We start from the raw sequence: 8262 nt of genomic DNA, 5'->3' as shown, positions 1-8262 counted from the left end.
TAAGTCATTGTGACTATATAATAAATATCTTATTTTATGGATGTTTATATTATATATTTCATATATATTTCTTTCATTGATTTTTTTGATTCTTCAATATCGTATTGTTGAATACTTTCAAAACCTTTTTTAGCTATTTTTTTTCTAAACTCTAAATCTTCAAGTTTTTGTATAGCAATACTAAATTCTTTAGCTGAATATGGATCACATAAATAGCCATTTATACCATCTTGAATATAATCCCTAATACCCTGAACATCTGAACCAATTATAGGAATATTTGCTGATAAAGACTCTATACCAGCTAGTCCTAAACCTTCTCTAGTAGATGGTATTATTGATATATCTGCACACTTTGTAATCTGTGGAATGTCAGATCTATGACCTAAAAGAATTAAATTTACATTATACTTTTTTGCAGTTTCAATCAATAGTTCTTTAATACCTGAATGCCCTACTTCTTTACCACATATGACATATGAATATTTCTCTTTATTTTTTAGCATTCCAATAGCTTCTATAACCACCTTATGATTCTTTCTTTGAGATAGTTCTCCAACACTTAATATCATAATGCTATTTTTATCTATACCTATTGACTTTCTATACTCATCTCTATCTATAAAAATATCTCTATATTTTTTTGTCTCTACACCGACTCCAGGTATATAAAAAACTCTATTGCAGTTCATTTTTTTTGCATTCAGATAATCTTCATTATTAATGGTTATTATAGCATCTGTAAACCTTGACATTATTTTTTCAATATTGAAATAAATAAACCAAGATTTTTTAGAAGTTTTATCAGTAAATGCAAACCCATGGCTAGTATACATTATAGTTGATCCCTTTTTCCTATATTTAATAGAAGCTAAACGCGTAAGTATACCAGCAATAGGTGTATGACAATGTATAACATCGTACCTTGTTTCATCTAAAATTTTATTTATCTGTCTATATGCATTTATATTCTTACTATTAAATGGATTTTTCGTATCAAAATCCACTTGATGGAATTCTATTCCTTCATTTTCTAATATTTTAATTTCTCTAGCTATATTTCCATCACTAAGTTTACCATCACATGCAACGGATACTTCGTACCCCATATCTTTAAGAAGTTTCAAATCATTCCATAAGAAACATAGAAAGCCAGCTAAATTAACAACTACTAAAGCATTCTTCATAAAATATTACTCCTAATATATAATTATTTTTGAAGCTGATTCGCTATATCTGCATCAACAATTTCTTCACCTGTTTTATTCTTTAACATCTCTCTTGATATCACTGATAATCCATCGTTAACTATAGCATTCATATCACAAGTTGATCTATCATCTAATTGCTCTTTTGTAACTTTACCATCTCTATAATCACATACAATTTTATTTTCATACATACTATATCTTTTTGATTTAAATAAATTTAAAAACTTATGCTTTATTACCCATGTTGCAGGCTTTAAAATATATTTTTTCATTGCTGGAGATGCTGAACCTATCATCCAACACTCTCTATCACAGCTTTTAACCTTGCATCTTACTACTTCTGCTTCTTTACTATTCCATAATTCATCCCATGAACTATTGTTAAGATTCCCCATTACTTTTTTATCTTTAGTACCATTACATGGCATAACATCACCATATGGATCAATAAAGAAAGTATCAAAAGCCATATCGCAAGGAAGTAATCTTTTTTGTCCGTATATATAATTAATTAATCCATGGTTGAAATAAGCTCTAAACCATTTCTTAGGACTTTTAGATTTTAATAATTCATTTATTACATTTTCAAATTCTTTAGCTACCATAGGACGATTTTTGATAATATTTTTCGCTTCAACGAAATAGAAACTATTATGTAAAGATGCTGTAGCAAACTCCATATTCATCTGGTCTGAAAGTTTGTATAGTTCAACTAAGTCCTTAGCATTGCTATCTTGAACTGTCATTCCAAATCCTACATCTTTCATTCCCATTTCAACTAAATTTTTTAGTGTCTCATATCCTCTATTGAATCCATCGTTTAATCCACGAATAGCATTATTGGTTTCTTCTAACCCTTCTATAGATATACGTATACCTATGTTCGGGAATTCTTTACACAAATCAACTATACGATCTGTAAAGAATCCATTTGTTGAAATAACTATTCTCTCAGATTTTTTATATAATTCTCTTACTATATTTTTTAAATCCGTACGTATAAACGGCTCTCCTCCTGTAATATTAGTAAAGTACATCTCAGGAAGTTTTTTTATAGTTTCTAATGTGATTTCCTCTTCTGGTTTAGATGGTTTTTTATAACGATTACACATATCACAACGTGCATTACAACGATATGTAACGATTACTGTTCCATTCAATTTTTTCATAATGATTTCTCCTTTATTTGTTGTATAGTTTTAATGTGTTGTCTACTACTTCATCCCAATTAAATTCGTTTATTGCTCTATTAAATGCCTTTATTCTATATTTATCTACTGTTTCCGGACTATCACAAAGCATTTGAAGTTTATTCTTTAGATCATTCATATTGCTTATACTAAAACTAACCCCTGTATCTTGTATCACTTCTGTACATTCTTTTATATCACTTGTTAGACAACAGTTTTTGTAACTCATTGCTTCAAGTAAACTAATTGGCATTCCTTCTAAAGTACTAGGTAATGTATATATATATGCATTACTATATAACTCTTCTAGTGCTTCTCCTTGTACAAATCCTGTAAAAATTATTCTTTCATCGCCTGATGCTTTTTCTTGTAATTCTTTCATAAATTCATCAGTATCACTAGATCCACCAGCAATCACTAACTTTTTATCACTTTCAACTAATTTAAAAGCATCTACTAAGTCCATGATTCCTTTTTCAGGCACTATTCTACCTAAGAAAAGTATATACTCATCTTTTTTTATATTCCAATTTTCAGTTATTATTCTACTCTCCCTGTATTCTGGTTTTTCTATTCCATTTGGAATAAATACAGTTTCTCTATTGTAAGTATCTTTGAAATAGTTTTGTACATTTTTACTTAATACAACTATATGGTCAGCATACTTAACAGCTACCTTTTCTCCAAATAATATATACTTTTTTGCAAAGTTAGACCACTTGCTTCTTTGATGGTCTAATCCATGTATTGTTGCAACAGTTCTTATTCCTAATAAATGTGGTAGCCATAACATTGCACATGGTCCTTCTGCATGAAAATGTATAACGTCATATCTTCCTAATACAGCTTTTATAGTTGCAAATACAGATGATGACAATGCAGCTAGACCTTTTTTATCAATAGTCAGAACAGGTAAAATCTTCATTCCTTTATACTCTTTCAGATTCTGTACCTCATAGTTTTCACCAGATACATGCTTACCTTTTCTGTTGTAAGCATGTACTTCATGATTAAGCATAACCATTCTAGTACCGAGTTCTTCTACTACAACTTCTACCCCACCCTCTCTAGATGGAACTCTTTTGTGTCCTATCATAGCTATTTTCATAATCATTTACCTACTTTCCACTATTCATAAGTTCATTGTATAAAGACATTATTTTTTCATAATGAACTTTTTTGTCATAAAGTTTCTCTGCTCTTGCTCTAGCTTTTCTACCCATTTCTTTAACTTTCGACTCATTATTTAATAATGTATCTATTTTATTTTCTAAATCTATACTATCTTTAGCTTCAAATATTAATCCTGTATTGTTATGTTCTATAAATTCAGGTATTCCACCTATATTTGATCCTATAACTGGTTTACCATAAGACATAGCTTCTATTATAGACATTGGTGCATTTTCATACCATTCGGATGGTATAACAACAAATTTACTATTTTTCACTATGTTTTCTAGCTCTATGCCTGTCTTAAATCCAACAAATTCAATATTATTTATGTTATTATTTTTTACAATTAATTTTAACTCTTCTTCTAGTGGTCCATTTCCTACTATAATCAGTTTAGATTTTTTAATTAATTTCATTGACTCTATCAGTGTTTTTATTCCTTTTTCTTCTGATAATCTACCAAAGTATACAAAATAATCTTCAAAATCATAATTTGGCTTTATTTTTGAAGTATCTACAAAGTTTGGTATATGAACTACTTTTTCTTTTGGTATACCAAATTCTATAAACTTATCGCTATAAAATTGACTTGGGCATATAAATTTATCTACATAGTCATAGCTTTTTAGAATTCTATGTGTATAGGCTTCTATCGTATTTAGTAAACTATTAACTGTAGATCCTTTGATGCACTTAGTTTTGAAACAATTTATGAATTTATCTGTTTTACACTTTTCACATATTTCATCATTATTTAGCATTTTATAATTCGGACATACAACCTTTAAATCATGTACTGTATTCACAATGTACGTTCCATTTTTTTTAATTTGCTTTAATATAGATGGAGATAGCTGATGTTGGAATATGTGTAAGTGTGCTATATCAGGATTACAATCACTCACTATCTTCTTAGCTTTATTTTTAGCTTCTACTGAATATATAAGTTTTGCTCCATTACTAAGCTTTTCTTTTATTCCCATATTTTCATAACTTATATTTTCTACAAAGTACTTATTATACTTTGAATCATAGTTTTTTTTATCTTTCATAGAGAAAGGTATTACTTCGTGTTTATTTTCTTTTAATAAATCTGCTAATCCAAAGAAGTACGCTTCACTTCCACCTTTTCTATAGTAAAATTTATTTACGTTTAATATTTTCATATCTAACTTCCTCATATTTTTATTTAATTTAAGATATTTTATGTTTAATTCTAACTATATAGGGTATTAGTAAATATTATGAAGCATTTTCATCTCCAAATAATACAAACACTGTTTTGAATATTAACTTTATGTCTAGCCATAAGCTTCTAGTTCTTATGTATTCTATATCCATATCCACCCACTCATCAAAGCCTATGTTGTTTCTACCACTTACTTGCCATATACAAGTCAGTCCTGGCTTAACTGCTAGTCTTTGCATTTGGTACTCTGTATACTGCTCTACCTCATGAGGTATCGGTGGTCTCGGCCCTACTAGACTCATTTCACCCTTAAGTACATTTATCAACTGGGGAAGTTCATCTATACTTGTTTTTCTTATAAATCTACCTATTCTTGTTATTCTCGGATCATTCTCAATTTTAAACACTGGTCCTGTTTGCTCATTTTGCTCCATCAAATCTTCTAGCTGTTCCTCTGCGTTGTATACCATACTTCTAAACTTATACATTTTGAAAATCTTCGGATACTTACCATTTCTCTCCTGTGTAAATAAAACTTTACCTTTTGAATCTTCTAATTTGATTAGTACAGCTACAACTATGAACAGTGGCCATAATAATATTAGACCGGCTAGTGAACCTAATATATCTATTGCTCTTTTACTCCAGATATATAGCCATGATTTATTAATTATAATTTCATCACAAGTAATAGCTACAGAAGAACCCTCTGACTCATCTTCTAACTCAAACTCTTCAAAGTCAAATTTATCCATCAAAATCTCCCCATCAAACCTTCCTAAAATTTAACCCATTGATTTTTCTTCCTTTTTTCTACGTCTATTTTCTTTTCTAGATTTTCTTTTGCTACTTCTAGTTTCTAGATAATAATAATCATAATAACCTTGTGTTGATTTTTTTACTGCATATTTGTTTAGCACACTTCCAATTATATTTACTCCAACACTATCCAATTTTTCTTTAGCCATCTTTACCACATCAATGTTTGTTTCTTGTGCTCCTACTACAAATATACAACCATCTGAATATCCTCCAATTATTCCTGCATCTGTAACTAATCCTATTGGTGGAGAATCTATAAACACATAATCATATTCTTCTCTCATCTCTTCTATAAATTTTTTCATTTTGTTTGATGCTAGCATTTCTGATGGATTTGGTGGTACTGGTCCACAAGTTAATACATGCAAGTTCTTTGTATCTGTACAATGTACACACTCTACAAAATTGTGACTTCCTACAAGTACATCTGTTAATCCAATAATGTTGCTTATACCAAACATTTTGTGTACTCCTGGGTTTCTCAAATCTCCATCTATAATCAGTACCTTTTTTTCAAGATTTGCAAAAGAAACTGCTAGATTAGAGATTATTGTTGTTTTTCCTTCATTAGGCTTACTGCTAGTAATGTTTATTACTTTTATGTTTTTATCTAGGTTAGAAAACTCTATACTAGTCCTTATCCCTCTATATATCTCTGATATAGGGGATTTTGGGTTATTCAAAGTTATTAATCTATTCATATTTATCACCCCTATTTAATAAGACTTTCTTTTGGAATTACTCCTAGCACTGGTATTTCTAAGTGTTTTTGTATATCTTGTGGTGTTTTTATTTTGTTGTCTAAAAATTCTAATAGGAATATTATAAAGAGTCCTGTCATCATTCCTAGTACTGCTGATATTGCCATCTTTGTAGATGAGTCTGAGTTGATCGAAAACTCTGGTAATAATGCTGAATCTATTACTTCTACTCCACTTGCTTTTGTTATTCTTTTTACTTCTTCACTAAATACTGATGGTAATTTGTTAGCTATATCTCTTGCTCTTTCTGGATCTGTATCTTTTACTGATAGATTTAAAATTTGAGTTTCATTTACAGGTGTTACGCTTATTTGACCTGATAAAGCTTCATAGGATGTTTTTAGGTTTAGGTCTCTTATTATTGGTTGTAGTACTGCTCTTGAATTTACTATTTCACCATATAATACTGCTAGTTTCTCACTAACCATAATTTGTTCTCCTGTAATATATGGTCTACCCTCATATGAATATGTCTCTGCGTTGACTATTAGTGTAGTTTTAGCTTCATATATTGGTACATAAGTTAGTTTGCTTATACCAAAACTTACTGTTGCTCCAATTATTGTAGTTAATATGATTACCCAAGCTCGTTTTTTAATTATTTCAAAATATTCCCTTAAGTCTATTGTTTCTTCCATTATTTTTCCCCCTAAAATTCTTTACTTAATAGACCTGCATTGTCTAAGGTTTCTATGAATTCCATTACGCTTTCTTCACATGTAGCTCTATCTACTTCATATTCTCCTAGCAATTTATCTACTATACTACTAATTTTAATTGGACTTTCTATTTCTTCCCAGACTCTACTTCCTACACTATTTAGTGCAAAATACTGCCCTTTTTCTAAGTCCATCATTACTTTATCCCCATCTAAGTCAGTAGTATCTAAATCGCTTCTATATGAAACTATGGTTTCTAAGTTTATCATTTTATTCTCCTTTCCTTATACTATTTATATCTATATTATATTTTTAGGGAGAACTCTTTAATATTACTCTCAGGTATAATATTCTATTACTATTCTCTACTATATCTACCACTGGTTCTACTACCTTCAACTGACTGAAGCTAATTAGAAAACTTAGCTACTGTTGCATACCCATTGCCATCACCACCTGTTACAAACATTTCTCCACATCTAATCCATGCATGAGCTACTATTTCTTTATCCTCCTTTCTATTTACACCCAGGTAAATAGTCGTTGATATACCTCTTTTTTTTAGCATTTTCTGAACTGTCATTGCTTGAACCAGACATAAACTTTCCCATGGTGTGTATCTACTAATTCCTACTACTGTACACCTAATTTTATTTGCTAAGTTATATTCTTCAATACTAGCTTCTTTTGAAGATTCTATATTGTAATTTCCAAGTTGTTCCTTAAGTTTGCTAAATGGATGTTTTAATATTTTGTATCTCATAAGTCCTGTTAAAATAAATGCTTCTATGTATAAAGCCTTTTGTCTAAAGTTAGTTTTGAACAAAAACTTATTTCCCTTTTTTATAAATTGGTATAAGTAATGCATTATTTATCCTCCATTATTTTCATACTAAAATATTAGCAACTTAAGTAATATTGTTTAATTATTATTTAAGGTAGTATTCTTTACTTTGGTAGTACTACTAGTTATTCTATTTAATTATTATTTGGTAGAATATAAATAAGGCAGTAAATAAATTTAACTAACTAAATTTATTTACTGCCTTATTTTTTATAATACTATTCTATTTTATTTCTTATTCAACTTTGCCAAAGCAGCAGCAAAAGGATTGTTAAATACCTCATCATCCTTATTCTGACTCTTCAGATACTTATTTACATCACCCTTAGAAGCCTTACTCTTATCCTCTTCTTTCCTCTTCTTAAACACACTTAACTTCTCTCTATGCCCACACTTGCACACAAACATTT

Annotated in this window: 10 protein-coding genes; all 10 read right to left on the bottom strand. The window is 29.4% G+C overall.

Going from position 1 to position 8262, the window contains the following annotated elements; translation table 11 throughout:
- Positions 1-44: 44 nt before the first annotated feature.
- Entirely contained in the window at positions 45-1187 is a 1143-nt protein-coding gene (locus ACRC03_RS19275) for a glycosyltransferase (protein ID WP_438654235.1), read from the bottom strand.
- 23 nt (positions 1188-1210) lie between these two features.
- Positions 1211-2380 (bottom strand): radical SAM/SPASM domain-containing protein, encoded by a 1170-nt coding sequence (locus ACRC03_RS19270; protein WP_438654234.1) that lies wholly within the window; start codon positions 2378-2380, stop codon positions 1211-1213.
- A 13-nt stretch (positions 2381-2393) separates the two neighbouring features.
- Positions 2394-3509: a glycosyltransferase family 4 protein gene (locus tag ACRC03_RS19265; RefSeq protein ID WP_438654233.1), complete on the bottom strand. Its 1116-nt coding sequence runs from the start codon at positions 3507-3509 to the stop codon at positions 2394-2396.
- A 10-nt stretch (positions 3510-3519) separates the two neighbouring features.
- Positions 3520-4743, bottom strand: a complete 1224-nt coding sequence (locus ACRC03_RS19260) for a glycosyltransferase family 4 protein (RefSeq protein WP_438654232.1) — start codon at positions 4741-4743, stop codon at positions 3520-3522.
- Between the two features lie 76 nt (positions 4744-4819).
- A complete protein-coding gene (locus tag ACRC03_RS19255) occupies positions 4820-5521 on the bottom strand; it encodes a sugar transferase (protein ID WP_438654231.1) in 702 nt (233 codons plus the stop codon).
- A 30-nt stretch (positions 5522-5551) separates the two neighbouring features.
- A complete protein-coding gene (locus tag ACRC03_RS19250) occupies positions 5552-6289 on the bottom strand; it encodes a CpsD/CapB family tyrosine-protein kinase (protein ID WP_438654230.1) in 738 nt (245 codons plus the stop codon).
- Between the two features lie 11 nt (positions 6290-6300).
- Positions 6301-6987 carry a YveK family protein gene (locus tag ACRC03_RS19245; RefSeq protein WP_438654229.1) on the bottom strand — a complete coding sequence of 229 codons (687 nt, stop codon included), beginning with the start codon at positions 6985-6987 and terminating at the stop codon, positions 6301-6303.
- 11 nt (positions 6988-6998) lie between these two features.
- On the bottom strand, positions 6999-7277 hold the full coding sequence (locus tag ACRC03_RS19240; protein WP_438654228.1) for a lasso peptide biosynthesis PqqD family chaperone: 279 nt from the start codon (positions 7275-7277) through the stop codon (positions 6999-7001).
- 140 nt (positions 7278-7417) lie between these two features.
- Positions 7418-7876: a lasso peptide biosynthesis B2 protein gene (locus ACRC03_RS19235; RefSeq protein WP_438654227.1), complete on the bottom strand. Its 459-nt coding sequence runs from the start codon at positions 7874-7876 to the stop codon at positions 7418-7420.
- A 204-nt stretch (positions 7877-8080) separates the two neighbouring features.
- Positions 8081-8262 (bottom strand): hypothetical protein (locus ACRC03_RS19230; protein ID WP_438652520.1); only part of this gene is annotated, 182 nt, incomplete at its 5' end.

This window comes from Romboutsia sp. (assembly GCF_051659545.1).
Lineage (GTDB): Bacteria > Bacillota > Clostridia > Peptostreptococcales > Peptostreptococcaceae > JBOFOR01.
This window is presented reverse-complemented; position numbering and strand designations above follow the sequence as displayed.

Coding starts and splice junctions, on each gene's coding strand:
- ACRC03_RS19235 (WP_438654227.1), bottom strand. CDS start 7,876: ATGCATTACTTATACCAATTTATAAAAAAGGGAAATAAGTTTTTGTTC.
- ACRC03_RS19270 (WP_438654234.1), bottom strand. CDS start 2,380: ATGAAAAAATTGAATGGAACAGTAATCGTTACATATCGTTGTAATGCA.
- ACRC03_RS19245 (WP_438654229.1), bottom strand. CDS start 6,987: ATGGAAGAAACAATAGACTTAAGGGAATATTTTGAAATAATTAAAAAA.
- ACRC03_RS19250 (WP_438654230.1), bottom strand. CDS start 6,289: ATGAATAGATTAATAACTTTGAATAACCCAAAATCCCCTATATCAGAG.
- ACRC03_RS19240 (WP_438654228.1), bottom strand. CDS start 7,277: ATGATAAACTTAGAAACCATAGTTTCATATAGAAGCGATTTAGATACT.
- ACRC03_RS19255 (WP_438654231.1), bottom strand. CDS start 5,521: ATGGATAAATTTGACTTTGAAGAGTTTGAGTTAGAAGATGAGTCAGAG.
- ACRC03_RS19260 (WP_438654232.1), bottom strand. CDS start 4,743: ATGAAAATATTAAACGTAAATAAATTTTACTATAGAAAAGGTGGAAGT.
- ACRC03_RS19275 (WP_438654235.1), bottom strand. CDS start 1,187: ATGAAGAATGCTTTAGTAGTTGTTAATTTAGCTGGCTTTCTATGTTTC.
- ACRC03_RS19265 (WP_438654233.1), bottom strand. CDS start 3,509: ATGAAAATAGCTATGATAGGACACAAAAGAGTTCCATCTAGAGAGGGT.